Genomic DNA, 25382 nt, shown 5'->3' on the forward strand with positions numbered 1-25382 from the left:
CTAGTGGGGGCGTTCAGGGAAGGGCAGCCAATCGGGCGAGCCCACCGGTAAACAGCGCCGTTGAGAAATTGCTCGCCCTTTCCACTTCCTCCTCGGCCCGGCCCGGATTTCTGTATACACGCCTTGCCACCATCAGGCTGGTTTCATAAGCAACCCCGAAAAGGGCGGTGCAAAAGTATTCCTCATCAATTTTCGGCAAAATCCCGTGCCTGACTGCGTTTCTCACGTCGTCCTCAAGAGACATCATAATTAACCCGAGTATGCCAGAACCAAAAAGTTGCTTCAGGGCGCGCTCGTTGCGGTGGGCCAGTTCATATACCAGTGGATCTCTTGCAGTCGCGCTGTAAAGAGCAAAGTAGGAGCGGTAGATAAAATCTTCTGCTGTATCCGCAGAACGGCGTGAGCGGATCAGGTGCTCATTGAGGCCGCTCAGAAAATCCGTCAGCAGCGCTGCAAAAATATCCTGTTTGCTACGGAAGTAATTGTAGAAAGTGCCGGAGGCGAGGTGGGTTCTGTTGATAAGATCGCGAATGGTGGCATTTTCGTACCCCTGTTCCTGGAAACAGAGACGGGCAGCAGTGAGGATTGCCTCACGGTTACGCCTGCGGTTCCGTTCCCGCTTGCCAGGGTGCCGTTTTTCCGTGTTTAACATATCCATGTCTGTCACCTGTCCCTCAATGCCTTGGATGCGTATAATCTTACGTCCATTTTCCCACAGACCACCGTCGATATGCCCGAAGTTAAAATGGACAGCCCGGAACACCTCCATAAACCTGAATACGAGCCAAATCAGAAACTGGAGCAGAATAAACTGCAAAAACGTCTGCGCCGGGAAGTCGGTCAGGCAATCGCCGATTTCTCCATGATTGAAGCAGGCGACAAGGTAATGTGTTGCCTGTCCGGTGGCAAGGACTCATACGCCATGCTGGACATCCTACTCAATCTGCAGAAAAGTGCCCCGGTGTCGTTTGAGTTGATCGCCGTTAATCTGGACCAGAAACAGCCCGGTTTTCCCGAAGAGGTCCTGCCTGAATACCTGGCGGCACTGGGTATTGAATACTATATAATCGAAAGAGATACCTACAGCATAGTCAAAGACAAGGTGCCTGAGGGTAAAACCACGTGCGGGCTCTGTTCACGGCTGCGTCGCGGTATTCTCTATAACTTCGCTGAAGAGCACGGGGTTACCCGCATTGCGCTAGGGCACCACCGTGACGACCTGCTTGAGACCCTGTTTCTGAACATGTTTTATGGTGGCAAGCTCAAAACCATGCCGCCGGTTCTGCACAGCGATGATGGTCGTAACACGGTTATTCGGCCTCTTGCCTACAGCCGGGAGAAAGACATAGCGCGTTATGCAGAGTTGCGGCAGTTCCCGATCATTCCCTGTAACCTCTGCGGTTCTCAGGAAAACCTGCAGCGCCAGGTTATCAAGGACATGCTGCAGCACTGGGACAGACAGCACCCGGGCAGGCTGGAATCCATGTTCAGGGCGCTTTGTAACGTGGAGCCTTCACACCTCGCTGACAAGGATCTCTACGATTTCCGGGAAGGCAAGCGCCTTGGCGGCAAGCGCCAGGCTGTGCAGACAGCAACCCCGGAAGACAATCCCGAGCCGAATTTTGGCCGGCTCGATGTGCTGAACCTGTAGTGTCAAGAATGGTGTTTCAGTGGCCGGTCAGTGCCATCAGCGGCAGGGTCCAGAGTCCAAAAACCACCAGCATGGCCCCGGCGACCCTGCGGAAAGCCAGGCTGCTTTTCAGACGGTTTATCGAGCTCGCTGCGTAGCCGGTGGCAAGCATCGAAGGCAGGGTGCCCAACCCGAAGAACATCATGGTGAGCGCCGCAGAACCCACTGTAGGTTGCAGGGCCGCCCAGCCCAGAGTGCTGTACACAAGGCCGCAGGGCAGCCAGCCCCAAAGCGCCCCCAGGGCCAGGGCCTGGCCGGCATGATTGATGGGGAGCAGTCGCCCGGCCAGAGGTGACAGGTGCCGCCACAGGGGGGCGCCAATGCGTTCTACGTAGCGTATGCCCTGCCACCATTGCCCCATGGACAGCCCCATGGATATCAGCAGTAAACCCGCAATCGATCTCAGAACTATGCCAAGCTGGGACCATTGATCCGCGGCGTTTGTACTCAACAACGCCACCAGGGCGGCGATCAGCGAGTAGCTGGCGATGCGCCCGACGTTATAGGCAAGCAGGAGCAGTGACTGGCGCAGGCGAAAGCCCTTGCCCACGGGCAGCGCCATGGAAAGGGAAGCGCTGATACCGCCGCACATGGCCAGGCAATGTGTGCTCCCGAGCAGGCCAATGAGAAAGGCGCTTGGGTAGCTGATATACAGGTCTGGCGTCATGGCTGATCAGGTTTGTTCTCAGTGTCGTCCTGTTCGCTGGCAGGTGTTTCAGCCTGCCCGGGTTTGTCCTGGCGTGCCTCTTCCGGGATCATGTCTATGTCGTCATCGTAAAGAATGCGGTGTGCCGGGCCCTCCAGATCATCGTATTGGCCGTTCTTGACAGCCCAGGAAAACAGCGCGATGCCCACCACAACCAGCATGAGCATGAGCGGCACCAGGAACATTAAAATTTCCACGGAATAAGCCTCGTAATTAAAGCCGGAAGATTAAGGTATCAGGGCGTAACCTGTACGCCAAACTCCGGTGCATTGCCGGGATTTACCGGGCGGCTTCGTTTGCCAAGTCTCAATGCGTTGAGCACAACGATCAGTGAGCTGAGTGACATGCCTATCGCGGCAAGCCATGGCGGCACCAGGCCAGCAGCGGCAAGAGGCAGGGCGCAGACGTTATAGACAAGCGCCCACGTCATGTTCTGGCGAATGATCTTTCGCGTGCGGCGGCTGGTATCCAGTGCCTCCACCAATTGCATCAGCTGGCCATTGAGTAAAACCGCGTCTGCTTTCAACTGGGTGAGGTCGGCTGCGGTCCCCATGGCTACGGAGATACCCGCGCCCGCCATGGATGGCAGATCATTAAGGCCGTCCCCCACCATCATGACCTTATGTCCTTCCGATTTCAGCTTTTTCAGCACATCCAGTTTCTGCTCTGGTGAAGCCTGGCCTATGGCTTCATCGATGCCGAGCATGTCGGCAATCTGGCGAACGTGGCCAGAGCGATCACCGCTGAGCAGCAATGTCCGGATACCCGCGTCCTGCAGTGCCCTGACTGCCTTTGCAGCATCTTCCCGGGGCTGGTCGTCAAGGCGAAAACAGGCCAGCCACTCATTTTTCGAGGCCAGCCAGATTTCCATGCCTGAATGGATCTCGGCTTCGGGTACCGGTGCGCTCACCTGCTGTGCGACAAAATCCCGGTGCCCGATGAAAAATGACTGACCCTCAAACTGGCCCGAGAGCCCCCCACCCAGGTGGTTATTGACGTGGCTAACAGCCGCTGCCGGCCGGTTGTGGAAAACCCGGGCAATAGGATGCTCAGAGTGTTGCTCCAGACCGGAGGCGAGGCGCAGGCACGCCTGTCTGTCCATACTACCCACGATACGGGTATCGACCAGGCTGAGTTCTCCCCGTGTGAGGGTGCCTGTTTTGTCAAAAATCACAGTGTCGATAGAATTCATGGACTCGAGGGCATGCCCCCGGGTAGGCAGGAAACCCATGCGCCTCAGTTTGACGGTAGCGGATGTAATAGCCGTGGGCGTTGCAAGTGAAAGTGCACAGGGGCAGGTTACCACGAGAACGGAAAGTGTTATGTCGAAGGCATTGTCTGCGCCCGCAAGCCACCAGCCTATCCAGACAACAGGTGCAAGAATAAGTACCCGGCCTACGAACTTGCCGGCAATGCGGTCCGCCATACGTGCTACCGGCGGCTTTTCGGACTGGACACGGTCCAGTATCCGCAGAATTCCGGACAGGCGCGTTTGGGCTCCGGATTTCTCGACCCGAACATCCAGCGGGTTTTCACCATTGATACTGCCCGCATGAACACTATCACCCGGCACCCGGGTTTCCGGCAGGTACTCGCCGGTAAGTGCAGATTCGTTGAGCGTGGACTGGCCGCGCAGAATCACACCGTCAACAGGCAGGGTTTCACCTGGCCGGATTCGAACCACATCACCGGGTTTAACCTCATGCGCGGGTACGATTTCCGTGTCTTCCCCGGTCACCCTTGTGGCAACCGTTGGGTGGAACCCCGCCAGCGCATTGCCCGTGAGGCCGGCACGATACCTGGCCTGCACTTCAATATAGCGCCCCAGCAGCAGGAAAAAAGTGAACATGCAAACGGATTCGAAGTAGACTTCCTCGCCCCCCATAACGGTTACCCAGGCGCTGGCGAGGTAGGCAAGGCCAATGGCAATTGCCACCGGCACGTCCATGGTCAGGTGCCGGGTTTTGATATCCCGTTGTGCGTTACGAAAAAACGGTGCCGCGCTGTACAGTACTACCGGTGTGGCAACCAGCAGCCCGAACCAGCGAAAAAACGCCACAAATTCGGGCGACAGACCACTGGAAAACCCGAAATAGAGGGGGAAGGCGAGCATCATACTCTGGAACATACCGATGCCCGCCACTGCAAGGCGAATCAGCATGGAACGATTTTCAGCTTTCAGCTGGTCCTCAACCGCATCCGACTGGTAGGGGCGGGCAGTGTAGCCGAGTTCGTGAATGGCAATCAGTAATTCACTGAGGGCAGCCTTGTCCTGAGCCCACACGAGCCGCGCCCGCTGGGTTGTATGGTTTACCGAAAAAGACAGTACCCCAGGCTGCTTTTTCATATGGTTCTCAAGCAACCAGATACAGGCCGCGCAGGTGATGCCGCCAATAAGAAGCTGGGCTTCCTGGCCACCTTTAACCGGGGAGACAAAGGCTTGCTGCACCAGGGGGTGGTCCAGCTCCCTGAGCCGCTCCAGTTCCGAGTCTGTCAGCTGGCGGGGAGTAACTGCAGCTTCTGTACGAAACTCATAAAAGCCGGTCAGGCCTTCGTTATGGATGGTCTCGCACACTGCTTTGCAGCCCTGGCAACAGAAAAACTTTGTTGAACCATCGAGCTCAAGGGAAATAGGCGGCTCACCGTCAGCCGGCTCACCGCAATGGTAACAATCCACGGGGGTCACCCTTGGGCGGATCCTTGCGGACTCAGATGCAGGTAACCTTCTGTCGGCAACCGGGCTTCGCCTTTCAGTCGCCAGACATTATCCGGCCCCGTGAGTTCGTAATACCAGCGGCCTTTGATGTCATCCAGCATGTTTCCAGTGTAATGGCCATTACCATCATTCCGGAACTGAATGGTGCGGTCTTTCTGCGAGAGCGTTGGGTGAAACAGTTTGAGTATCAGGTAAGGAAAACCTGCCGCTCCCTGTTCCGTGCTGACGTTCAACAGAATGCTGCGGTTTTCGAATGCCATATCCGCCCTCAGGCCCATATCGGCAGCAGCCTTGTCACGGGCTATCTCGAGGTTGATGCCCCGGCCTTCTTTTGAATAATCGTCCGTAACCATCGTATCTTTCATGTTCGAAGCGACAACCAGCATGAACATGCTGAACGTGATCGCAGACAGAGGCGCTATGGTCAGGAACCAGAACCAGGGTTGCCGGTACCAGGGCGCAGTGGGTACTTCTTGATTCATATTGCTCAGTCTCATTTATTTACGGGTTACCAACGGCCAGCGATCCCCACGGGATCACCGGGTTGGACCGACAAATCGGCTTTCGGTTTCCAGCTTGAGTGAAGCATCCGTTTCAGACTGTGCATGGAAGATAATTTCGTTGTTCGATTGCGGGATAGACTCCGGCGGCACATCCACCACAGTAGGCAGGGAGCGGTTTTCGCCACTGTCTACCGTTACCTGGGTCTGGGTCAGAATGCGGATACCATCCAGGCCTTGTACCGACAGGTTAAATGTCTGGGGTACTTCCGACATGTTCGCTATTTTCAGGGTATAGGAGTTTTCAATGTTTCCCTGGCCATTGAAGCTGAACAGTGCCCCCCGGTCTCTCAGCGCATCCATCTGGGCCGGCACGCGGGTCGCAATCACGAAAATAATCGCCGTAATCATGGCAGTCAGGACGGCACCATAACCGAAAGTACGTGGCCGCAGAAGTTTCGACGGTTTGCCCTCAAGTTCGTTCTCGGTGGTGTAACGAATCAGGCCGCGAGGGTAGTTCATCTTGTCCATTATTTCATCGCAGGCATCGATGCAAAGTGCGCAGCCAATGCACTCGTACTGGAGGCCATCGCGGATATCAATGCCCGTCGGGCACACGTGCACACATTGCCCGCAGTCGATGCAGTCGCCCAGGCCAACGTCTTCCGGCTTTACGTCTTTTCTGCGACCGCCACGGGGCTCGCCGCGATTGGGGTCGTAGGAAACAATACGGGTGTTAGGGTCAAACATGACAGACTGGAAACGCGCATACGGGCACATATACAGGCAAACCTGTTCGCGCATCCAGCCCGCGTTGAGATAAGTGGCTATGGTGAAAAACGCTACCCAGAAATAGGCCCAGCCATTGGCCTGAAACGTAAACAGATCGGCAATCAGTTCGCGAATCGGGTAGAAATAGCCGACAAATGTGAGCCCCGTCATCAGGGCAATAAACAGCCAGACTGCGTGTTTGGCGGACTTCTTGAATATTTTTTCTTTGGAATTGGGGGCCTTGTCCAGTTTCATGCGCTTGTTGCGGCTGCCTTCAATGCGTTCTTCAACCCACATGAAAATGAAGGTCCAAACCGTCTGCGGGCAGGTATAACCGCACCATACTCGACCGAACAGGGTGGTAATGAAAAACAGGCCAAAGGCGCAGATGATCAGCATGCCGGAGAGCAGGAAGAAATCCTTGGGGTAAAAGGTGACACCGTAGAGGTGAAATTCCCGGGCGGGCAGATCGAAGTGAATCAGCGGATTGCCATCGAGGGTGAGCCACACGAACAGAAAATACATGCTCATCAGAACCATCAGGCTCACGGTACGGATTCGCTGAAACAGGCCTTTTACTTCTTTGACATAGATCTTTTTGCGGCTGGCATAGAGTTCAACAGTTTCTGGCTTACTCCCTTTGCCAGAAGGATCCGGAGAGGGGTCAACCTGTTTGACCGGTATTTCATTGCTCATGGGGTACCTCCAGATGGGGCGTAATGCGGGAGCGATGCCTTATGCGAGCTTACTGCTGATCTTCTCAAGCCTGTGCCCGCAAGGGCAGACACAGGGTTGAGCAGACCACGCCGGGCCCAGGGCCCGGCAGGAACATCAGTTCGACAGGCTGTAAACGTATGCAGCCAGAATCTGGATCTGGTCATCGGAAAGCCGACCGCTCTGGGCGGGCATTTCATTCTGGCGACCGTGCAAAACAGTCTCCCGGATCCACTCATAGTTAGAGCCGTAAAGCCATATATTATCCGTCAGGTCAGGTGCACCGACAGCGTGCATGCCTTTACCGTCAGGCCCGTGGCAAGCAACACAGGCCTGGGCAAATACTGCCTTGCCGGCCTCGGCCGCCGCAGCATCCTTCTCGCGACCGCTGAACGAAAGTACGTAGTTAACCACCTGGTCTACCTGCTCATTGGTCATATTTGGCATTACGCCCTTGGCGGGCATGTTACCCATACGTCCGTTTTTCAGGGTCTGCAGGATTGCGTCCGGTGTGCCACCCCAAAGCCAGTCATCGTCTGTCAGGTTGGGGAAGCCAACCTGGCCGCGGGCGGCGGTGCCGTGGCACACAGCACAGTTGTTGGCGAACAGACGTTGGCCGATCTTCATGGCATCGCCATCTTTAGCCAGTTCCGGCACGGGGGTGCTGCCATACTGGGCGTAAATTGGCCCGTACATCTCCTCAGCCCTGGCAACTTCGGCTTCCCACTGGTTGGTTGAGGTCCAGCCCAGCAGACCCTTGAAGTTACCCAGGCCGGGGTAGAGTGCCAGGTAGCCAAGAGAAAAGACTACAGTCGCTACAAACAGGTAGAACCACCACTTGGGTAGCGGGTTGTCATACTCTTCGATGCCGTCGAAAGAGTGGCCCATGGTACGGTCGGTTTCTACGTCAGTTGTCTGGCTCTTGCGTGTTGCGAAGAGTAGCCAGGCACAACCAAAGACCACCACGAGCACGATCGTACTGATCCAGATGCTCCAAAAGGTACTCATTGTTTATTCTCCGTTTTTTCCTGTTCAAGAGTACGCTTTTCCACCTCGTCATCATCGAACGGCAGGTGGGCTGCTTCTTCGTTTGCCTTTTTGCGGTGGGCACTGAATGCCCACCAGATGATGCCGATAAAAACCGCCATCACCAAAAGGGTATGAACGCCGCGTAACTCGTTAATATCCATTAAATCACCGCTTGTCTGAAAGCACGGTGCCCAGTTGCTGCAGGTATGCGACCAGGGCTTCGATTTCAAATTTGCCTTCCACTTCGCCAGCTGCGTTGGCAATCTGCTCGTCCGAGTAGGGAACGCCCAGAGTCTGCAGTGCGGTCAGCTTTGCGGCCGTGCCTTTGTGATTAACCTGGTTCTCAAACAGCCAGGGGAACGCAGGCATGTTGGATTCGGGAACCACGCTACGCGGGTCATAAAGATGCTGGCGCTGCCAGGCATCGGAATAACGACCGCCTACACGGGCCAGGTCAGGCCCTGTGCGCTTGGAACCCCACAGGAACGGGCGGTCGTATACGAACTCGCCCGCAACGGAGTAGTGGCCGTAACGCTCTGTTTCAGCGCGGAACGGACGGATTTGCTGGGTATGGCAAACGTGACAGCCTTCGCGGATGTAGATGTCACGGCCTTCCAGCTCCAGCGCCGTCAGAGGCTCAAGGCCTTCTATGGGCTCGTTGACTTCCTTCAGGAAGAACAGCGGGACCACTTCCGCCAGAAAACCACCACTGATGACCAGGATGATAAAGACAATCATCAGGCCAATATTTTTTTCGACAATTTCGTGTTTCATCAGGTCTCTCTCCGTTACGCCGCCTGAACTGCCGCGTTGTCCTGGGCAGCCGCTTCTTTCTGGCGCACGGTCATGTACACGTTATAGGCCATGAAAAGCATGCCGGTGAGGAAGATGACGCCGCCAAGGAAGCGTACAAAGTAACCCGGGTAGGATGCTTCAAGGCTTTCCACAAAGCTGTAGGTGAGGGTGCCGTCGTCGTTGACCGCGCGCCACATCAGGCCCTGCATGATGCCGTTAACCCACATGGCAACGATGTACAGAACGGTACCCACGGTTGCCAGCCAGAAGTGCACGTTGATCAGGCTGGTGCTGTACATTTCCTTGAGACCCCAGAGTTTGGGAATCAGGTGGTAGATGGCACCGATACTGATCATGGCAACCCAGCCCAGAGCACCTGAGTGAACGTGTCCAACGGTCCAGTCTGTGTTGTGTGAAAGGGCGTTAACTGTCTTGATGGACATCATCGGGCCTTCGAAGGTGGACATGCCATAGAACGACAGGGAAACCACCAGGAAGCGCAGGATGGGATCCGTGCGCAGTTTGTGCCAGGCGCCGGACAGGGTCATCATGCCGTTGATCATGCCACCCCAGGACGGAGCAAGCAGAATCAGGGACATAATCATGCTGGCGGTCTGGGCCCAGTCTGGCAGGGCAGAGTAGTGCAGGTGGTGGCCACCGGCCCATACGTAGGTGGCGATAAGCGCCCAGAAGTGGACGATGGAAAGGCGGTAGGAGTATACCGGGCGGCCAGCCTGCTTGGGAACGAAGTAGTACATCATGCCCAGGAAGCCTGCCGTGAGGAAGAAGCCTACTGCGTTGTGACCATACCACCACTGCATCATCGCGTCGGTTACGCCGGCGTAGGCAGAGTAGGATTTGAACGCACTGACCGGCAGCGCCAGGTTGTTACCAATGTGAAGTGCAGCAATGGTGATAATAAACGCGCCATAGAACCAGTTGGCAACGTAGATGTGTGGTGTGCTGCGCTTGGTAATGGTGCCGAAGAACACCAGGGCGTAAGTGACCCAGACCACAGTAATGGCAATATCAATTGGCCATTCCAGTTCTGCGTATTCTTTAGTGCTGGTATAACCCAGTGGCAAGGTAATGGCTGCAGCAACAATGATTGCGGTCCAGCCCCAGAAGGTAAAGGCAGCCAGTGAGTCCGAAATCAGACGGGCCTGACAGGTACGTTGAACCACATAGTAGGACGTTGCAAACAGGGCACTGCCGCCAAAGCCGAAGATAACGGCGTTGGTGTGCAGCGGTCGCAGGCGACCGAAGTGGGTAAATGGCAGATCGAGGTTGAGGGATGGCCAAACCAGTTGTGCTGCAATTAACACGCCCAGCGCCATGCCAACAATACCCCATACCACTGTCATGATGGCGAACTGTCTCACCACCTTGTAGTTATATGTCAGGTTCGGATTTTGTGTGCTCATAGCCTTACCAATGGGTTCAGAGTGGGGAATTATGCGGGCGCAAGTATGGAGAAACCATTAGCTGTTTGCAATGATTCGCATCAACTCCTGACATCCATCAAATGCACCCAGGCCGGCAGTGTGGCGCCTTTCCCGAGCGCCATGTCGGCTGAGGTTCTATGATAGCCTTGCGAACGTGCAAGTTATACTTGTCAAAATTGACTAAGAACAAAAAATGCCACGTTCCGGATCATGACCTTACGGTTTTTCTGGCGGGAGGTGTTTTCCCCCGGCTCAGACGCCGCTTTGCTGTAGTACCGTGATGGCTTCATCTTTGTCCATCATGGGAATCAGTTCAGCCATTAGTTCGCGCCGGTCGTCAGAGTGGTACCAGCGGTCCCAGTCGGCCTCCGAGCGCCAGTTGGCCAGGGTTATGCGGTGGTTGGGGTCATGGCTGTCGACCAGGGTTTCTCCGGAGATAAACCCTGGTGCAGCGACCGCCCGCTGCAGAACCAGACGGGAACGTTCTTCATAGGCAGTTTCAAGTGATTCGGCAATATGCCGTTCAATCAGAACCCGGATCATGCAAACCTCCAGATGTTTTAATGGTATAAACAGTAATTTAGCACGTATTTCTGAAAAAACAGATCAGACAGAAGGAGACAGGATGTGAGCGCTGCCGAATACGATGCCGAACTGGACGCCAGCGGCCTTTTTTGCCCGGAGCCGGTCATGATGCTGCATAATCGCATCAACGACGTGGAGCCGGGCAAGGTTCTGCGAGTGACCGCGACAGATCCTTCAACAACCCGGGATATTCCAAGGTTTTGTCAGTTTCTGGGGCACGAATTGCTAAGCCACACGGAGCAGGATGACCGGTTTGTCTACCTTATACGCCGCGGCAGTTAACGGTTTCAAGGCAATCAGATAGCCGGTTTCAGACCATTGATGTGATCCATGAACTGGCTCTTGTTCATTTCGCCCAGAACCCGCTGTTGTGCCATTTCTTTACCGGTGCTGTCGAAAAACAGTATGGCGGGTGGCCCGAACAGTCCCAGCCGGTCCAGCATGGCCTGCTGGGCCGGTGTGTTGTCCGTCATGTCTATTTGCAGCAGTGTGAAAGGTTCCAGCGAACGAACTACCGTTGCATCACTGAATACGTTCCTTTCCATAATCTTGCAGGAGATGCACCAGTCGGCGTAGAAATCCAGCATGACCGGTTGGCCCTGTTGCCTGGCCTGCACCAGCATGGCGTCAATTTCAGAAGGCGATGTTACGCGTTTGAAGTCTGCGTGCTGCGTATCAAAGCTGGCAGAATTGCCTGAAGCCCCGGACTGGGATGTTTTGGCGACAAAGGGCGACAACGGCGCAAGCGGGTCATTGGCGCCCGCAACAGCTCCTGCCAGCAGTGCCAGGCCGTAAGCGAAAAAGATCAGGCCCAGCCCCTTCCTGGTGCGCTCCCAACCGGCTTTTGCGGCATCAAATGCACCGAGCTGAACGCCGGTTATCGCAATCAGAACCCCCCAAAGCGTCAGGCCGATCCAGCCTGGAACCAGGCGTTCGATCAGCCAGATAGCGACTGCAAGGAGCATGACGCCGTAAAAATGCTTGACGGTGGTCATCCAGTGCCCGGTGGTCGGGAGAAGCTTGCGGCCACCAACAGCCACGAGGATTAACGGAATACCCATGCCCAATCCAAGTGCAAAGAGGGCGATGCCGCCAATCAATGCATCCTGCGTTGTGGAAATGTAAAGCAGGCTGCCGGCCAGAGGTGCTGACACGCAAGGCGATACAATCAGGGCAGAGAGGGCGCCAATGCCAAAAATGCTGATCACCCGGCCACCTGTCAGGCTCTGGCTGGCATCATTCAGTGGCTCGCGGATGACGCGCGGAAGCTGGATTTCAAACAGGTCAAACATGGACAGTGCAAAGACGACGAACATCAGCGCGAAAACACTGAGTACCCAGGGCGACTGAAGCTGTGCCTGCAGGTTAAAGCTGGCTCCCAGGAGTCCGGTAAGCACGCCGGCCCCGGCGTAGGTCAGTGCCATCCCGAGAACGTAACTGCCGGAAAGCATCAGTGCATGCCCGGTTGTACGGGTGTTCTGCCCGGATACCAGTGACGAAATGATTGGAACCATTGGCAGCACACAGGGCGTGAAGGTCAGCCCCAGGCCAAGCAGCAGGAAAACGCCGGCTATGACCAGTGTCGACTGCTCGGAGAGGAAACCTGCGAGCCCGGTGGCAGAGCTGGTGTCTGCCTGTGTGGCGGCTGGCGGCGCTGCATTGTCAGAGCTCTGGGCGGAGCCAGAGTTCTGGCTTTGATAGAAAAGCACTTCGCGGGTCTGGGGTGGGTAGCAGAGGCCGGCCTCTGCGCAGCCCTGATAGGTGACTTCGAAACGGGCCTCATTAACATTGTCAGGCAGGGTGACCGGAACCCTGGCTTCCACCGGGTCGAAAAAAACGGTTGTTTTGCCGAAATACTCATCTTCGGTTTCGGTGCCAGGGCTGGAAAACTGTGGTGTACCTGCGCTCGCACCCTCGTCGAGCGCTTTGATACTGATGCGCTCCCGGTACAGGTAATGCCCGGGTGTTATATCCCAGAACAGGGCGATGGCGTTCTCTTCGGTGGTGTGGGTCAGGGGCAGTGCTTCATCCACAGGAAGGAATTCGCTGCCCTGGCCGCCGAACAGGGATTTATTGCCACCGAGTGCCCAGGATGAGCTGGAAACTGTAAAGAACAGTGCAAAGATAACCAATAGGGTTAACGGTGTCGTTGAAAGGCGGAGGCTGCTGGATGAAGTAGATAAAGCTGTCATGAAATGCACAGATTCCCGGTTGAAGTCGTGGCAAAAAGGCAGCCATGTATTCGGAATGACCTGGCGCCCCGATATTAGTCAGCGAGTCAGTGGACACAAAGGCCCGGGGAAAGTTCCCTCTGGCATTGGACACGTTAAAGCCGCACAATAGCTTCCCAATGAATCACCGTACAAACGATCTTATCATGCTGTTTAATGACCTGTTCCGTGAAGCTTTCGGAACTGTTCTGGTCAAAGGCGGCGCAGAGCCGGAATACCTGCCTGCTGGCAGTGCCGGAAAGCTCGCGCAAATTGTTTTTGCCCACGGCTATTATGCCAGTGCCTTGCACGAAATAAGTCACTGGTGCATTGCAGGTGAGCACAGGCGCACACTTCACGACTACGGTTACTGGTACTGTCCGGACGGCAGGACACCTGCTCAGCAAAGAGCGTTCGAGCAGGTAGAGGTAAAGCCGCAGGCGATTGAATGGCTGTTTTCTGTGGCCGCTGGCGCACGTTTTCATATCAGCCTGGACAACCTGACCGGAAACGGCGCGTCTGACGATGCCGATTTTCGTCGCAGAGTGCTGGAACAGGCTGAAGACTATCTGGCCAGAGGCCTTCCAGAGCGGGCACAATCCTTTTTTGATACGCTGCAGTCGTTTTATGGAACCGGCAGTACCTTCGATAAGGCCTGGCGTGAAGACGTTACCCGTGTGGTTCCGCTATTCTCTGAAAAAAGAACATTATGAGGCAAACTGAGACTCCATGACATCTGACCCAAAGCATACCGGCGATCTGAGATTCACCGATCTGAATCTGGACAAGCGACTGTTGGACGCCATTGCTGCCATTGGTTTTGAATACTGCACGCCAATCCAGGCTGAAACCCTGCCCTGGACTTTGGCCTGCCAGGACCTGATTGGCCAGGCCCAGACAGGCACTGGAAAAACCGCTGCTTTTCTAATTACCGCTATCCAGAGCCTGCTTGAAACGCCGATACCGGAAAGTGACCGTTTTGCTTCGGAGCCCCGCGTTCTGGCCCTTGCGCCAACCCGCGAACTGGCCATGCAGATTGCCAAGGATGCCGAGCAGCTTTGCCAGCACACCGGCCACAAGGTGGTCACGGTAGTGGGTGGCATGCACTACGACAAACAGCGTGAACAGCTGCACAACGGTATCGTTGATATTCTTGTGGCAACCCCCGGTCGCCTGATCGATTTCCTGGGTTCCCAGGACGTGTTCCTGGACCAGATCGACATCCTCATTCTGGATGAGGCGGACCGGATGCTGGATATGGGCTTTATTCCGGACGTGAAACGCATTATCCGTAAATGTACCCCAAAGGGTGAGCGGCAGACTTTACTGTTCAGTGCAACGTTCAACCAGGACGTTCTTAACCTTGCCTCCATGTGGACCAACAACGCAGAGTTTGTGGAAATCGAACCGGAACAGAAAACCGCAGAGCGCGTTGAACAGACGGTTTATCTGGTGGGTGAAGATGAAAAACTGCCGGTACTGGTGAACTATCTCAAGCGCCCGGAAGTTGAGAAGGCGCTGGTGTTTGCCAACCGCCGGGACCAGTGCCGGGATCTTGAGGAGGATTTGCGTAATCAGGGAGTCAAGGTTGCTCTGATGTCTGGCGAGATCGCCCAGAACAAGCGCCTCAAAACCCTGGAGCAGTTCAAGAAGGGCAGCATTCAGGTGCTGGTGGCAACGGATGTTGCCGGGCGTGGTATCCATGTGAATGGCGTAACTCACGTCTTCAACTACAACCTGCCCGATAACGCAGAGGATTACGTGCATCGCATCGGTCGTACCGGCCGTGCAGGTAAAACCGGCGTTTCTGTCAGTTTTGCCGGCGAAGATGATTCGTTTGCTCTTCCGGCGATCGAGGCCTATATCAGCCAGAAACTCAAAACAACCGTGCCGGATGAGAGTCTGATGGCTGCAATGGATAACCCACCCATTACCCGCAAGCGTGGCCGCCGCCCGTCCCAGGGGCAGGGTGGGCGAGGTCCGGGAGGGCGTAATTCCCGTCCGCGCAGGAACTGACAAGGCAGGGCTGAGTGATGTTGATTGTTGCCGATGAAAATATCCCGCTGCTTGAAGAGTTTTTTGCCGATATTGGTGAAATCAGGCGCATTCCCGGCCGAACCATGAGTGCGGAAGACGTTCGCGACGCCGACCTGCTTCTGGTTCGATCGGTGACCCGGGTCGATCGCGCGCTTCTTCAGGGCAGCCGGGCCCGGTTTGTCGGCACAGCAACCATCGGAACCGATCACGTTGATCTGGGCTGGCTTGAAGACAACGGCATCCGCTTTTCCGCAGCGCCGGGATGCAATGCCAACAGTGTTGCTGAGTACGTGCTTGCCATTCTGTCTGTTTACGCAGAGCGCTGTGCCCTGGATGACTGGTCGCGGCTCAGTGTAGGTATCGTCGGCGCAGGAAACGTGGGAGGCAAGCTGGCAGACAAGCTCTCCCGCCTCGGTTTTACCGTCAGGCTTTGTGACCCGCCCCGTGCCGAACGTGAGCCGGAGCGTGAGCTCGGGAACGGGCTCACTTTTGTGGATCTGGATGAAGCGCTGGCCTGTGATGTCGTCTCGCTTCATACGCCCTTGACCCGTGAGTCAGCTCACCCCACTTACCATATGATCGGTGAGCGGGAGCTTGCCGGCATGACATCTGAACAACTGCTGATCAATACCGGGCGGGGCGAGGTGATTAACAGTGCTGCACTGCACGAGCGGCTGATGGATTCCAGCGCGCCGCTGGTAGCGCTCGATGTCTGGGAGCAGGAGCCGGAAATTAACCCGGAGTTGGTGCACAAGGTCTGGCTGGCTACACCCCACATTGCCGGCTACAGTCTTGAGGGAAAGGTTCAGGGAACCGAAATGATTTACCAGGCTGCGAGCCATTTCCTTGGCTTGCCGGTGCGCAAGAAGGCAGGGCAGTTTCTTCCCGAACCGGCCCTCAGTACAGTTTCGTTTACTGGTGCGGCCGATGAACATGTGGCTGTCAGGATTGCATTGCGGGCCTGCTACGATCCGCGCACGGACGATGCGCGCCTGCGCCATGCCCTGAAGACGGCAGCGGCTGACGGGCTCGGCTCGGCTTTTGACCGCCTGCGCCGTGATTATCCGGTGCGGCGGGAGTGCTCAAGCCTGAAAGTGCAGCTGAAAGGACCGGGCAGATCCCTGCAGGACAGTTTCCGTGCCATCGGTTTCAAGCTGAAGGTCTGAGCCGGCTGCTTCCGCTTTGAAAAAAAGTGTTTTCAGTTGGATAAGAAATGGGGGCCTGCGCCCCCGTTTTGCTGCCGGCCTTTTGCATTTATGGCAGGTTGGCCTGCTGCAGTGCAGCGATCCTGTCGTCCAGAGGCGGGTGGGTCATGAATAGTGCGCTCAAACCACCACGGGCACCGCGATTGATGCCAAAGGCCTGAAGGCTGTCGGGCATCTGATCGGGTATCTCGCTTTCCTGTTTCAGTCGCGCCAGGGCGCTGATCATGGCAGTACGACCGGCAAGCTGTGCACCAGCAACATCTGCCCTGAATTCCCGCCTGCGGGAGAACCAGAATACAATGGTGCTGGCCAGAATGCCCAGTACCAGCTCTGCAATAATACTCACCACAAAGAACCCGATGCCGTGGCTGTCTTCGTTCCTGAATACTACCCGGTCCACGAACGAGCCGATCACCCGTGATGCGAAGATCACGAAGGTGTTTACCACACCCTGAATCAGCGTAAGCGTTACCATGTCGCCATTGGCAACGTGGCCTATTTCGTGGCCCAGAACCGCGCGTATTTCGTCCTTGTTGAACCGGTGCAGCAGGCCCTCACTGACAGCCACCAGCGCGTCGTTCCGGTTCCAGCCGGTAGCAAAGGCGTTGGACTGGCTGGCCGGAAATATCGCCACCTCCGGCATGCCTATACCTGCGCTCTGTGCCAGTTCGGCCACGGTTTGCACCAGCCAGCGCTCGGCGGGCGTGCGCGGAGCATCAATAACCCGGGCTTTAGTGCTCCACTTGGCAACAGGTTTCGAGATAAACAGGGAAACAAGGGCGCCGGCAAAACCAAACACGGCAGCAAACGCCAGCAGGGAGCCGTATTCAATTCCGTTCCGGGCAAGATAGCTGTCCACGCCCAGAAGCTTCAGTGTGAAACTGGCGACAAGAATAACCGCGAGGTTGGTCGCCAGAAACAGCAGTATACGCATGGTGTTTTCCTGATTTGTCCAATATCAAAAGTCGGCTTTCAGACCGTTAAATATGGCCCGGGTTCAGCGCTTCAATGATATTACGGCGATTTAATGGTCGTGGTTATTCCTGGAAGAGCGCGGCCCGCACAACCTGGCCAATGTGGCGCGAATGGCGGCTTTTAAGCGCCGTGCGCACAAGGTGGATGTGGCTGGAGAGGTCTTCCTGCAAGGAGGGAGGCAGGGGGTTCCCGGCGGTGTCGACGGTACCACTGAGTTTTTCGACAAGCCCGTCCGGTGCAGGTGCGCTCAGGCGAATAAAGGCTTCCTGTGTGAGCACGGCCTGATCAAGAGCCTCTTGTCGTATGGTGTCCACGTAACGGAGAAAGCCCTCCTCGGCCAGCCAGAGAAGAGCGCCCAGGCAGGCCATGTGACGCTTGCTGTGCAAACCGAACTCGTCGGGCTCGTCGGGGCCGGCGATGTCCTCTACATAAAGGTTTACCCGCCTCGGGAAGGCCCCATAAAGCTGAACCAGGGCTACGGCTGCGTCTTTGTAGAACTCTTCAATGTGGATATCAGCCACAAGCGAAATCCTTCTGCCCGCTACCTTACTGTCTGTATTTGGTCAGGAAATTAGCCAGCCTGCCCACAGCGTCTTCGAGGGTGTCTTTGCGGGGCAGGAACACGACCCGCAGGTGCTGTTTGTCGTCAACGTTAAACGCCGAACCCTGAACCAGAAGGATTTTCTCCTGGAGTAAAAGGTCAAGAACCAGTTTTTCATCATTAACAATCGGGAACTTTTTGGGGTCCAGCTTCGGGAAAAGGTACAGGGCACCCTGTGGCTTTACACAGCTGACACCGGGAATGTCATTGAGCATGCGCCAGGCGGTTTCCCGCTGTTCGTAAAGACGGCCCCCGGGAGCCACCAGATCATTGATTGACTGGTAGCCACCCAATGCGGTTTGTATGCCCAGCTGTGCAGGAACATTGGCGCACAGGCGCATGTTGGAAAGCATGTCAATGCCTTCTATCAGGTCTTTTGCCAGATGCTTGGCACCACTCACAATCATCCAGCCGGACCGGTAGCCGGCGGCGCGGTAGTTCTTTGACAGGCCATTGTAGGTGAAGAACAGAACGTCATCTGCCAGGGATGCAGTGGATACGTGCCGGGTGCCATCGTAGAGAATCTTGTCGTAGATTTCGTCTGAAAGTACGATCAGATTGTGCTTGCGGGCAAGCTCAATGACCTGTTCAAGCAGTTCCGGGCTGTAGACTGAACCTGTGGGATTGTTCGGGTTGATCAGTACGATCGCACGGGTGCGATTTGTTATCTTTTTGCGGATATCATCAATGTCCGGGAACCAGTTCTGTTCCTCGTCGCAGTGGTAATGCACCGGCTTGCCACTGGAGAGGGTAACGGCGGCTGTCCAGAGCGGATAGTCCGGCGCCGGTATAAGTACTTCATCCCCGGTATTGAGCATGGCCTGCATGGTCATCACGATCAGTTCGCTGACCCCGTTGCCCAGGAAAATGTCATCAATATCGACTTTATCGATGCCTCGCTGCTGGCAATAGTGCATGACCGCCTTGCGCGCAGAAAACAGCCCTTTTGATTCCACGTAGCCCTGAGCCAGGTGCATGTTGTAGATCACGTCCTGCTGAATTTCTTCCGGAACGTCCAGCTCGAATGCTGCCGGGTTGCCGATATTGAGCTTGAGTATCCGGTGGCCTTCTTCTTCCAGCCGGCGCGCCTCGCGCATCACTACGCCGCGTATTTCGTAACACACATTATCCAGCTTGGCGGATTTGTAGTAGTTCTGCATAAGACCCGGGCTTCCTCAGTCGGTAAACGTAAAACAGGCAGCTGCCATTCAGGCAAACCGCTATTCTAGCGGAGGCGGGGGCAACGGCAACAGGGGTAATTGTGATCAATTATGACGGGTTAGCTTTATATTGCGCGAATTTATACTCCTGTCTACCTTGCGTATTCGCGTTTATCTCTATAGCCTTCAATTAAATTGTGCACAATTTACCTGTGCAATCTTTCAATTTACGCGTTTTTTTGCAGGTTTCGTGGCTTTGATGAGGAGACACCCGTGGCCAGTCAGTCCGTATACGATTTCACCGTTCAGGATATCAAAGGCAATGAGAAGAGTATGGCCGATTACCGGGGCCAGGTGCTCCTGATTGTAAATACGGCAAGCAAGTGCGGCTTTACACCCCAGTTCGAGGGGCTGCAGTCGCTCTACAAAGAGCTTGGTGAGAAGGGGCTGGAGGTGCTCGGATTTCCCTGTAACCAGTTCATGAACCAGGACCCCGCCGATAACGATACCATCAGCCAGTTCTGCAGCCTGAACTACGGCGTGGACTTTCCCATGTTTGCGAAAATTGATGTAAACGGAGATAAAGCGCACCCTTTGTTCCGGTTTCTTAAAGCCCAGGCAAAAGGGCTTCTCGGGTCGGAGAAAGTGAAATGGAATTTCACGAAATTTCTGGTGAACCGTGAAGGAAAGGTTGTGGGTCGTTATCCGCCCACCACCAAGCCGGAAGATATCAGGGCGGATATTGAAAAACTGCTGTAGGGCACGATTTTGGACGACTTGCTGGCACTGGATAACCAGATCTGCTTCAGCCTCTATGCAGCCAACAGAGCGATAACAGCGCGCTATCGCCCGCTGCTTGCAGAGCTGGACCTGACCTACCCGCAATATCTGGTGATGCTCGTGCTCTGGGAGCGTGCACGGGCAGGCCAGGCAACCCGGGTTTCCGATCTGGGCGCCCGGCTGAGGCTTGATTCGGGAACGCTGACGCCTTTGCTCAAGCGCCTGGCATCGCGGGGGCTGATCTCCAGGGAGCGTAACGCGGATGATGAGCGGGTGGTAACCATTTCCTTGACCGAACAGGGTGCCAACCTCCGGGCGCAAGCTGAACAGGTGCCTCAGAAGCTGCTGTGCAGCCTGGACATTCCCCCTGCGCGCCTGCTGGCCATGAAGCACGAGCTGAATTCAATACTACGGGTTATTGAAGCCCGGGAGGAAAAGGGCGGGTCCAGCGCTTGATCGCCTCATCCAGCTGATTGCGGTTGTAGGGCTTGGTAACGTAATCGTTCATGCCACTGGCAAAACAGTCATCCCGGTCACCCTGCATTACATTGGCAGTCACCGCAATCACTGGTAACTCCTGCCAATCCGGATTCTCCCGGATTCTCCGGGTTGTCTCATAGCCATCCATGACCGGCATCTGGCAATCCATGAGTACCAGGTCGTAGTCTCTCTGCCTGAGCGCCTCAAGCGCCCGCTCACCGTTTTCTGCAACATCAGCGGTGTGCCCCATTTTTTTCAGTAATGCGCCTGCAACCATCCGGTTTACGTCGTTGTCCTCAACCAGAAGTATGCGGAGCGAGCCTTGCGATTGTGTGCTGGTTGTTGGCAAGGCAGTCGTTGGTGATGCAGAACCTGTGCCGGGGACATCCACAGTGCTGCAGATTGGCAACGGCAAGGTAACGGTAAACCGGGTGCCCTGATGTTCTACAGAATCGACCTTTATGTCGCCATGCATGCGTTCAACCAGTTGCCGGCAAAGTGTCAACCCCAGCCCGGTGCCGCCGTACAAACGCGTTGTTTGCGTGTTGGCCTGGGAAAAGGGCGAAAAAATACGGCGCAGCCCCTGTTTGCTCATACCTATGCCGGTATCAACAACGTCAATGGTTACCATGCCTGGGGTATGGCGTGCCGAGATACGCACACTGCCCGAGTTGGTGAATTTGATTGCATTGCCCAACAGGTTGTTCAGGATCTGCCGCAGACGGGTCGGATCACCCAGGAAACATTCCGGAAACGTGGGTGCTGTTTCTGCAATCAGTTCAATACCCTTTTTGCGGGCTTGCTGCATGTGCAGTGTGGCGCACTCCTCAATCAGGCTGCGCATATTGAACGGAATGTTCTCCAGGCTGAGCTTTCCGGCCTCAACCTTGGAAATGTCCAGGATGTCGTTGAGAATGCCAAGCAGGCTTTCGCCGGCCGACAGGGCAATCTGAAGGCGGTGGCGCTTCACTGAATCCTGCTCCCCCTCCAGAGCTAACCCCAGCATACCCAGCAGACCGTTCAGTGGTGTACGGATTTCATGGCTCATGCTCGCCAGAAAGTTGGCCCGCGCCCTGGCTCTGCGCATGGCGTCCTCTTTGGCTTTAACCAGTGCCCGGTTGCCCCGTTGCAGGGCTAGATTTTTGTCGGATATCTCGCGTGTGCGGTTTTCCACCTCCCGCTCCAGTTCGATGGAATAGTTCTTCATGGTGGTCTCAGCCATGCGAAGCTGGGCCAGGGTAAAATCAATGGTTTCCAGGTGCTGATTGATGATGCCTACCATGGTGCCAATCTCATCCTGCTCGTGTCCCGGTGGAACCGGAAGGCGGATTTTTTCCGGGGAGCTGGCATTGACCTCATTCAGGGCACCGATAACGCTGAGCATAGGGCGGGTAAGAATCAGATAAAAAATACCTAGCAGGGATGCGGAAAGAATAAGGCTTTTCAGTAGCCCGCTGATCAGCGTGTAACCTGCCCGCTCCAGAAACTGCAGGCCGTAGTGATAGGTGTCGATAGTCACCACAAGGCGTCCCAGCGGCAGATCACTGAGTTGGGAAACGCTCAGTTTCCGGCTGAATACCCGGCTGTCCCCGAATAACAGGTCACTGATCCAGCGGTAAGGTGAGGCAGGGCTGCTCTTGCTTGCCGCCGTCATGGTGCTGTTTTCGTCGTCAACAATTCGGGCGTCAATGGTTGCAGGGTGCTTGAGCAGGCCATCAAGCAGCTCCTTTGCGAGGAGCACATCAAGGTTGTAGGCAATCTGGGAGGCAGGGTTGTGGCTGATCTCCATCAGCGCCTGAACGTCCTCGTTCATGGATTTGCGGGCGCCAAAGTAATCAAGCGTGATCTGTGCCATGTTAAGAACAAGCCCCAGCGCCATGGCAATCAGTACCGTATCGCGGGCAAGTCGGTAGGAAAGCCGGTGTCTGAAGCCTTTGCTCACGGTTGTTACATTCCCTGTTCACGGATGGGCGTACCACCCGGATCATACCTTCGGTTAGTCGTCGTAATCGGCCTTCTTCTTCCACTCGGTATCATGAAGAAAGTTGTCCCACTGTTTGTCCAGTGTCGATTCGGGTGCCTCTGAACGGCTACTGCCGTCCTGCAGATTCATGGCCTCCAGCTCTTTTATTCGAGTGCGAAAGCTCTTGACGGCTTTCATGGCCAGAGGGTTATCCCTGGATTTACCCATTTCTGTGCTGGCCAGATGATACGCATGAATGGCCTTGCGGATCTGATTCTGCCTGATATGGTCCCGGGCCTGGAATACGTGCAGGTCTGCGTGGGTTTTGTGTACCAGAAACAACACGTACTTGAGGTTTTTTTTCGCAGTTGCGCCATCAATGCGGCCACTTTTGTGCATGGCTTCAAGCATTTTGAACAGGTTCTGCAGCAACTCTTTTACGTAGTTGGCTTTTTCCGGGGAATCGATTCTGACCGGCTGCACTTCATCACGATTTTCCCGAATCTGTGTTTTTCTTTGCCGAACGGCATCTCGCCATTTTTCAACCGGAAGAGCGGATTTGAGGCCGGCCAGATCATTACACACATCGTCCATGCGTTTGAGTATTAACAGCTTGAGGTCGGGCGTCAGGTATTGCCCGGGAAGTTCAGACAGCAATCGGCTGCAACGCTTATAACTGTCCTCCAACGCTGTAATTTTTCGTACACGCTCAATCCTGGCCTTTTCTCGCATCTGGGTGATTACAATAACGGCGATCGAGATTACAACGACGGCCGCCAGGGCGAGGACGATAGTAATGGTATTCATTTTGGGTGTAATGACTCCGGCTTCTGGGCAAGTCGTTCCTGAAAAACCTGGCCTGATATTCCGGTATTTCAGGCAATTGCCAGAAAGGTTAGCAGAAATGCGGGGCTGAATCCGGAATCAAATGTGAAAGTTCGTTTTATTTATTTATTTCATGAATTGTATTAGTGTGGCTATCAGATTGGTGAATGGTCTGTGTCGGGTTTGTCCTGACGTTAGTCTGTATCAGGCATGGGAGTCGTGCATGGATATTTCCCGGATTGATCTTAATCTTCTCGTGTATCTCGATGTTTTGCTCAGGGAGCGCAACGTAACCAAGGCAGCAAATCATCTGGGTATCACCCAGCCTGCCATGAGTAATAGCCTGCGACGATTGCGGGACCTGTTCAGCGACCCCTTGCTGGTGCGAACCAGTGAAGGAATGACGGCCACTGAGCGGGCACGGGAGTTGCAGCCTCTGGTTCGCGCGATTCTTGCAGACATCGAGCAGGCCGTGCAGGAAAAAACACCGTTTGAAGCCCTGGACAGCCAGCGGGTATTTCGCATCATGGCCAGTGACTATGCGGAATCCTGTCTTATGCCCAGGGTACTGCGGCGTATCCGCCAGGAGGCCCCCCAGGTTACGCTGGATGTGCTCACCCCGAGTGACGTGAGCTTTCTGGACGTGGAGCAGGGGCGTCTTGATATGGCGATCAACCGTTTCGACAAGATACCCCAGTCGTTTCATCAGAAAACACTCTGGATCGAGTACTTTGCCTGCCTGTTGAATGCCCGCAACCCGATACTGAAACAGCCTTTCACACTGGATACCTATCTGGATGCCAGCCATATATGGGTCAGCAAAACCGGCTTTGGTGTGGGAGTGGGGGTGAATCCCAACGATGTCCAGAGGCTTGGTTGGGTTGATGAAGCCCTGTCGCGGATGGGGCGTAAACGCCGGATTTCGGTATTTACCCGGCATTACCAGTCGGCCATGCTGCTGGCGGAGCAGCACGACCTTATTGCGACATTACCGTCCCGTGCAGCCTGGCTGCAAAAAGATAACGCAAACCTTGTGGTGAAGGTTCCCCCCTTTGAAATTCCGCCTTTTGAATTGAAAATGGCCTGGAGCCCCCTGTTGCAGCATAACCCTGACCATCAGTGGCTCCGGAGGCTGATATCAGACGTTGCGGAAGAAGTGGATGAGGAATTTGCGCCCTTTGGCGCGCGCTTCGAGTCTGTGAATGCCCCCCTGGCGCATCAGTCAGAGCGGTAATTCCCGCAGTTCCAGTGAGCGGCGACCGGCATCCCACATGCGTTGATAACTTTCGGCCAGCAGCCTCGCACGACCGCTGTCTGTAAATGCTGCGAAACCCGACGCCCGGTCGAAATCATGCCGGAATACCACGCCTTCCTGATCTGCGAGCATAAAAGGCTGGTCCTCGCAGGGGTAGTCATTGTTCACCAGTCTCAGCTCGATACGGCTGGGTAGCCTTCGCATCAGTTCGACAAGCTGATGGCGGCGTTTTACCAGTGGCTGGTCATCGTGGATCAGCAAGCGGATTTCGCTCAGCCTGTGGCGCCGTGCCAGCCCGGATACCAGTTCCCTGAACCTGTGACGATCGTACAGGTCGTGATCCAGTATCCGGTCGTACAGCCACAGGCGCTTGCCTGCCTGGCCAACCATGGAATCCATCAGGTCCAGCATGCTGCGCTCATTATCAAAGAGCCAGGATTGCGTATCTGCGCCAAGTATCAGGGGGTAAGGTCGCCTGGCGCTTTCCTGCGGGTTCAGAAGCCCGGGGCCAAGGCAGCGCATATCCAGATGTGGAATGCCGGCATCGTCGTAGGGCTCGGAACAGACATGAAACCCGGCACGCTGGTAGAACGCAATGGCGTGTTGCTGGGCTGACAGTTTCAGTTCCTGATACTGACCAGCTGATTCCGAGATCAGATGCCGGAGCAGGGTCTCTCCGATGCCCTGGCCCCGGAATTGCGGGAGTATGGCCATGCGCCCTATGTGCGCGGTTTCGCCCAGGGTTGAGAACAGCCGGGCAACACCTGCAGGGGTGTTATCGGGTAGCACCGCAAGAAAATGATCGGCTATCTCGTCGGTGTCGTCCCATTCCAGCTCCGGCGGAACCTTTTGCTCTTCAACAAACACCTTCTGGCGTATGTTTCGGATGTGCCGCGGGGCAAGCTGCCAGCTGTATTTTCGGATCCGAACGGTCATGGCA

At 55.5% G+C, this 25382-nt stretch carries 26 protein-coding genes; 8 read left to right on the plus strand and 18 right to left on the minus strand.

Going from position 1 to position 25382, the window contains the following annotated elements:
• Window positions 1-13: 13 nt before the first annotated feature.
• Window positions 14-658: a TetR/AcrR family transcriptional regulator gene (locus CDH48_RS06635; protein ID WP_100687934.1), complete on the minus strand. Its 645-nt coding sequence runs from the start codon at window positions 656-658 to the stop codon at window positions 14-16.
• A gap of 87 nt (window positions 659-745) precedes the next feature.
• Here CDH48_RS06635 and ttcA point away from each other — a divergent pair, with 87 nt between their 5' ends.
• On the plus strand, window positions 746-1651 hold the full coding sequence (ttcA, locus tag CDH48_RS06640; RefSeq protein WP_100688108.1) for a tRNA 2-thiocytidine(32) synthetase TtcA: 906 nt from the start codon (window positions 746-748) through the stop codon (window positions 1649-1651).
• Between the two features lie 16 nt (window positions 1652-1667).
• Here the strand turns inward: ttcA and CDH48_RS06645 are convergent, their stop codons facing one another.
• The 10 genes from CDH48_RS06645 to CDH48_RS06690 all read right to left on the minus strand — a co-directional run bounded on the left by CDH48_RS06645 (window position 1668) and on the right by CDH48_RS06690 (window position 10909).
• Window positions 1668-2357, minus strand: coding sequence for a sulfite exporter TauE/SafE family protein (locus CDH48_RS06645; protein WP_100687935.1), 690 nt, complete (start codon window positions 2355-2357; stop codon window positions 1668-1670).
• Window positions 2354-2581, minus strand: coding sequence for a cbb3-type cytochrome oxidase assembly protein CcoS (ccoS, locus tag CDH48_RS06650; RefSeq protein ID WP_227520976.1), 228 nt, complete (start codon window positions 2579-2581; stop codon window positions 2354-2356). Before ccoS ends, CDH48_RS06645 begins: the two co-directional genes overlap by 4 nt.
• A gap of 50 nt (window positions 2582-2631) precedes the next feature.
• Entirely contained in the window at window positions 2632-5082 is a 2451-nt protein-coding gene (locus tag CDH48_RS06655) for a heavy metal translocating P-type ATPase (protein ID WP_100687937.1), read from the minus strand.
• Window positions 5079-5594, minus strand: a complete 516-nt coding sequence (locus CDH48_RS06660; RefSeq protein ID WP_100687938.1) for a FixH family protein — start codon at window positions 5592-5594, stop codon at window positions 5079-5081. Before CDH48_RS06660 ends, CDH48_RS06655 begins: the two co-directional genes overlap by 4 nt.
• 54 nt (window positions 5595-5648) lie before the next feature.
• Window positions 5649-7079 carry a cytochrome c oxidase accessory protein CcoG gene (gene ccoG, locus CDH48_RS06665; RefSeq protein ID WP_100687939.1) on the minus strand — a complete coding sequence of 477 codons (1431 nt, stop codon included), beginning with the start codon at window positions 7077-7079 and terminating at the stop codon, window positions 5649-5651.
• 135 nt (window positions 7080-7214) lie between these two features.
• The gene (ccoP, locus tag CDH48_RS06670) at window positions 7215-8105 is read right to left on the minus strand and encodes a cytochrome-c oxidase, cbb3-type subunit III (RefSeq protein ID WP_100687940.1); all 891 of its coding nucleotides are present in this window, start codon (window positions 8103-8105) and stop codon (window positions 7215-7217) included.
• The gene (locus tag CDH48_RS06675) at window positions 8102-8287 is read right to left on the minus strand and encodes a cbb3-type cytochrome oxidase subunit 3 (RefSeq protein ID WP_100639641.1); all 186 of its coding nucleotides are present in this window, start codon (window positions 8285-8287) and stop codon (window positions 8102-8104) included. Before CDH48_RS06675 ends, ccoP begins: the two co-directional genes overlap by 4 nt.
• 4 nt (window positions 8288-8291) lie before the next feature.
• Window positions 8292-8900: a cytochrome-c oxidase, cbb3-type subunit II gene (gene ccoO, locus CDH48_RS06680; RefSeq protein ID WP_100687941.1), complete on the minus strand. Its 609-nt coding sequence runs from the start codon at window positions 8898-8900 to the stop codon at window positions 8292-8294.
• A gap of 14 nt (window positions 8901-8914) precedes the next feature.
• Window positions 8915-10345: a cytochrome-c oxidase, cbb3-type subunit I gene (gene ccoN, locus CDH48_RS06685; RefSeq protein WP_100687942.1), complete on the minus strand. Its 1431-nt coding sequence runs from the start codon at window positions 10343-10345 to the stop codon at window positions 8915-8917.
• Between the two features lie 273 nt (window positions 10346-10618).
• The gene (locus CDH48_RS06690) at window positions 10619-10909 is read right to left on the minus strand and encodes an antibiotic biosynthesis monooxygenase family protein (RefSeq protein WP_100687943.1); all 291 of its coding nucleotides are present in this window, start codon (window positions 10907-10909) and stop codon (window positions 10619-10621) included.
• An 84-nt stretch (window positions 10910-10993) separates the two neighbouring features.
• Here CDH48_RS06690 and tusA point away from each other — a divergent pair, with 84 nt between their 5' ends.
• A complete protein-coding gene (tusA, locus tag CDH48_RS06695) occupies window positions 10994-11233 on the plus strand; it encodes a sulfurtransferase TusA (protein ID WP_100687944.1) in 240 nt (79 codons plus the stop codon).
• Window positions 11234-11247: 14 nt separating this feature from the next.
• On the opposite strand, the gene dsbD is transcribed toward tusA, so the two are convergent.
• The gene (dsbD, locus tag CDH48_RS06700) at window positions 11248-13143 is read right to left on the minus strand and encodes a protein-disulfide reductase DsbD (protein WP_100687945.1); all 1896 of its coding nucleotides are present in this window, start codon (window positions 13141-13143) and stop codon (window positions 11248-11250) included.
• Between the two features lie 158 nt (window positions 13144-13301).
• On the opposite strand from dsbD, the gene CDH48_RS06705 reads away from it, so the two are divergent.
• From CDH48_RS06705 to pdxB, 3 genes are read left to right on the plus strand one after another with little or no spacing between them, the layout of a single operon-like run.
• Window positions 13302-13874 (plus strand): elongation factor P hydroxylase, encoded by a 573-nt coding sequence (locus CDH48_RS06705; RefSeq protein WP_100687946.1) that lies wholly within the window; start codon window positions 13302-13304, stop codon window positions 13872-13874.
• Window positions 13875-13890: 16 nt separating this feature from the next.
• Window positions 13891-15177 (plus strand): DEAD/DEAH box helicase, encoded by a 1287-nt coding sequence (locus tag CDH48_RS06710; protein ID WP_100687947.1) that lies wholly within the window; start codon window positions 13891-13893, stop codon window positions 15175-15177.
• A 17-nt stretch (window positions 15178-15194) separates the two neighbouring features.
• The gene (pdxB, locus tag CDH48_RS06715; protein ID WP_100687948.1) at window positions 15195-16364 is read left to right on the plus strand and encodes a 4-phosphoerythronate dehydrogenase PdxB; all 1170 of its coding nucleotides are present in this window, start codon (window positions 15195-15197) and stop codon (window positions 16362-16364) included.
• Between the two features lie 88 nt (window positions 16365-16452).
• Here pdxB and htpX read toward each other — a convergent pair whose 3' ends face one another.
• The 3 genes from htpX to CDH48_RS06730 all read right to left on the minus strand — a co-directional run bounded on the left by htpX (window position 16453) and on the right by CDH48_RS06730 (window position 19139).
• Complete coding sequence (gene htpX / locus CDH48_RS06720; protein ID WP_100687949.1) at window positions 16453-17337, minus strand: protease HtpX; 885 nt, start codon at window positions 17335-17337, stop codon at window positions 16453-16455.
• A 103-nt stretch (window positions 17338-17440) separates the two neighbouring features.
• A complete protein-coding gene (locus tag CDH48_RS06725) occupies window positions 17441-17899 on the minus strand; it encodes a hypothetical protein (RefSeq protein ID WP_100687950.1) in 459 nt (152 codons plus the stop codon).
• A gap of 25 nt (window positions 17900-17924) precedes the next feature.
• Window positions 17925-19139, minus strand: coding sequence for a pyridoxal phosphate-dependent aminotransferase (locus tag CDH48_RS06730; RefSeq protein WP_100687951.1), 1215 nt, complete (start codon window positions 19137-19139; stop codon window positions 17925-17927).
• A 273-nt stretch (window positions 19140-19412) separates the two neighbouring features.
• Between CDH48_RS06730 and CDH48_RS06735 the strand changes: the two genes are divergently transcribed.
• The gene (locus CDH48_RS06735) at window positions 19413-19898 is read left to right on the plus strand and encodes a glutathione peroxidase (RefSeq protein WP_100687952.1); all 486 of its coding nucleotides are present in this window, start codon (window positions 19413-19415) and stop codon (window positions 19896-19898) included.
• Between the two features lie 9 nt (window positions 19899-19907).
• Complete coding sequence (locus tag CDH48_RS06740; RefSeq protein ID WP_227520977.1) at window positions 19908-20375, plus strand: MarR family winged helix-turn-helix transcriptional regulator; 468 nt, start codon at window positions 19908-19910, stop codon at window positions 20373-20375.
• On the opposite strand, the gene CDH48_RS06745 is transcribed toward CDH48_RS06740, so the two are convergent.
• Together CDH48_RS06745 and CDH48_RS06750 are read right to left on the minus strand one after the other, a co-directional pair.
• Window positions 20335-22341, minus strand: coding sequence for an ATP-binding protein (locus tag CDH48_RS06745; RefSeq protein WP_227520978.1), 2007 nt, complete (start codon window positions 22339-22341; stop codon window positions 20335-20337). The genes CDH48_RS06740 and CDH48_RS06745 overlap by 41 nt on opposite strands.
• A 54-nt stretch (window positions 22342-22395) precedes the next feature.
• Entirely contained in the window at window positions 22396-23169 is a 774-nt protein-coding gene (locus CDH48_RS06750; RefSeq protein WP_100687953.1) for a hypothetical protein, read from the minus strand.
• Window positions 23170-23410: 241 nt separating this feature from the next.
• On the opposite strand from CDH48_RS06750, the gene CDH48_RS06755 reads away from it, so the two are divergent.
• On the plus strand, window positions 23411-24421 hold the full coding sequence (locus tag CDH48_RS06755; protein ID WP_100687954.1) for a LysR family transcriptional regulator: 1011 nt from the start codon (window positions 23411-23413) through the stop codon (window positions 24419-24421).
• On the opposite strand, the gene CDH48_RS19575 is transcribed toward CDH48_RS06755, so the two are convergent.
• Window positions 24410-25378 (minus strand): GNAT family N-acetyltransferase, encoded by a 969-nt coding sequence (locus CDH48_RS19575; RefSeq protein ID WP_100687955.1) that lies wholly within the window; start codon window positions 25376-25378, stop codon window positions 24410-24412. The genes CDH48_RS06755 and CDH48_RS19575 overlap by 12 nt on opposite strands.
• Between the last annotated feature and the right edge of the window lie 4 nt (window positions 25379-25382).

Source organism: Marinobacter aromaticivorans (genome assembly GCF_002806975.1).
GTDB lineage: Bacteria > Pseudomonadota > Gammaproteobacteria > Pseudomonadales > Oleiphilaceae > Marinobacter > Marinobacter aromaticivorans.